Source organism: Pectinatus frisingensis, assembly GCF_015732285.1.
GTDB classification, from domain to species: Bacteria; Bacillota; Negativicutes; order Selenomonadales; family Selenomonadaceae; genus Pectinatus; species Pectinatus frisingensis.
Genome location: NZ_WIQU01000021.1, coordinates 1 through 1434 on the forward strand (window position 1 = coordinate 1; position 1434 = coordinate 1434).

General features: G+C 32.1%; 5 protein-coding genes. All 5 read right to left on the bottom strand.

Features of this window, described 5'->3' with window-relative positions:
• Nucleotides 1–11 precede the first annotated feature (11 nt).
• From I6751_RS03000 to I6751_RS03020, 5 genes are read right to left on the bottom strand one after another with little or no spacing between them, the layout of a single operon-like run.
• A complete protein-coding gene (locus I6751_RS03000) occupies nucleotides 12–317 on the bottom strand; it encodes a baseplate J/gp47 family protein (RefSeq protein ID WP_196598983.1) in 306 nt (101 codons plus the stop codon).
• 25 nt (nucleotides 318–342) lie between these two features.
• Entirely contained in the window at nucleotides 343–777 is a 435-nt protein-coding gene (locus tag I6751_RS03005) for a DUF2634 domain-containing protein (RefSeq protein WP_196591303.1), read from the bottom strand.
• A gap of 17 nt (nucleotides 778–794) precedes the next feature.
• Entirely contained in the window at nucleotides 795–908 is a 114-nt protein-coding gene (locus I6751_RS03010) for a hypothetical protein (protein WP_196591304.1), read from the bottom strand.
• The gene (locus tag I6751_RS03015; protein ID WP_196591302.1) at nucleotides 869–1075 is read right to left on the bottom strand and encodes a hypothetical protein; all 207 of its coding nucleotides are present in this window, start codon (nucleotides 1073–1075) and stop codon (nucleotides 869–871) included. Before I6751_RS03015 ends, I6751_RS03010 begins: the two co-directional genes overlap by 40 nt.
• Nucleotides 1076–1092: 17 nt before the next feature.
• Nucleotides 1093–1407: a hypothetical protein gene (locus tag I6751_RS03020; RefSeq protein WP_196591301.1), complete on the bottom strand. Its 315-nt coding sequence runs from the start codon at nucleotides 1405–1407 to the stop codon at nucleotides 1093–1095.
• Nucleotides 1408–1434: the final 27 nt, after the last annotated feature.

Sequence of the window (1434 nt, forward strand, 5' to 3'; positions counted from 1 at the left end):
CACAAACTATTTTACACTACCGCTCCTGCTGCACCTGTGATTGTTAAATCAACTAAAGCGTTAGTGGCTTCTTTTCTGATAACACCGAATTCCGCCGCCCGCATAGTTAAATAATTGTCCCAAGCGGTTTGTGCAAAAGCAGCGTCAATCATTAAATTCATTTCGTTGTAAGCATTGCCAAATTCAATTGAGTTAGCTGTTAGCATATCAGCATTAAAAGAACCTTCAACACTTGCAACCTGATTGTTCGTTTGTGATGCTAAATCTGCTTTAAGTCGTGCTAAAACGTCACTTGTACTTTGTTGTTCAAAGCTCACTTATTCACCTTCTAAAAAAAGTCTGCTAGTAATTAGCAGACTTTACGTTTAATGCGCCGTATATTGTTGTTAAATATATGTCATAGCTTAATTCATCATTATTAATACCAGCTTGTATTTTATCAATAGATTTAATATAAGGATTAATCAATAATGCTTCTTTTATATATTGTTCAATTTCTCCGGCACTATCAGAATTATTTGTATGTGTCCCAATAAACTTTTCAAGTTCTATACCGTAAGCATTATCATAAGCCAAATAACGCCACCGTTCAGTTTTTAAAGTTTTATATATCCAAACTTTCAAAGCTTCATTTTCTGTAACTATTTTATGCTGCCCCATATTATACATAAATCTATCGTTTGCAAAATCCCAAGCATATTCCGTATATGTTGGCAGCTTACTATTATCAGTAGTCGTTGCACTATCGCTAGTTCCTGCAACAAAAGGATTTGACATTGATATCACCCACTGCTCTATAAATGAATAATCTTATCTAAAACTATATATTGCTGGATGCTGCCATCTTCTGATAACATCGGCATAATACTCACATAATCACCGGCAATAAGAGTATCAGTATAAATAATACTATCTGTATAAGCATTGGTTTTGTTTGTATTAGAAAAAGTATTACATTACTAATTATTATTGTTAACGCTATTGCTATACAAATTTCTGATAGTTTTATCTGTCCTTTTGGCGTTTTCATAAGTTCATCATGATAATTCTTGATTTTTTTTATTGGATTAAACATTTTCTTTACCTCATTTTTTAATTAATTGGTAACAGTCCAACTGTAATCTTAGTTATATCAAGCACCTGCAATGCTTCTTCAAAACTAAGATTGTATTTTTTTAATACTGATACAATTTCCTGACAAATTTCTTCCTGTGCAGCGTCCTGTGCTGTCCTGTTTCGTGTTTCTTTTTCGGAATTTCCATCTATAAAACCTGATTTATAACCTGCTTCAAACATTGCCATTCCTTTTGCAATATCCATCTTTAATTTTTGTGGTAAGGGCTTTACCAAATCACGAAATTCAATAATGTCCTGCATTTCTTCTAAAGTAATAGTATCTTTAGTCATAATTTTTCTCCTTATATAATATATTTA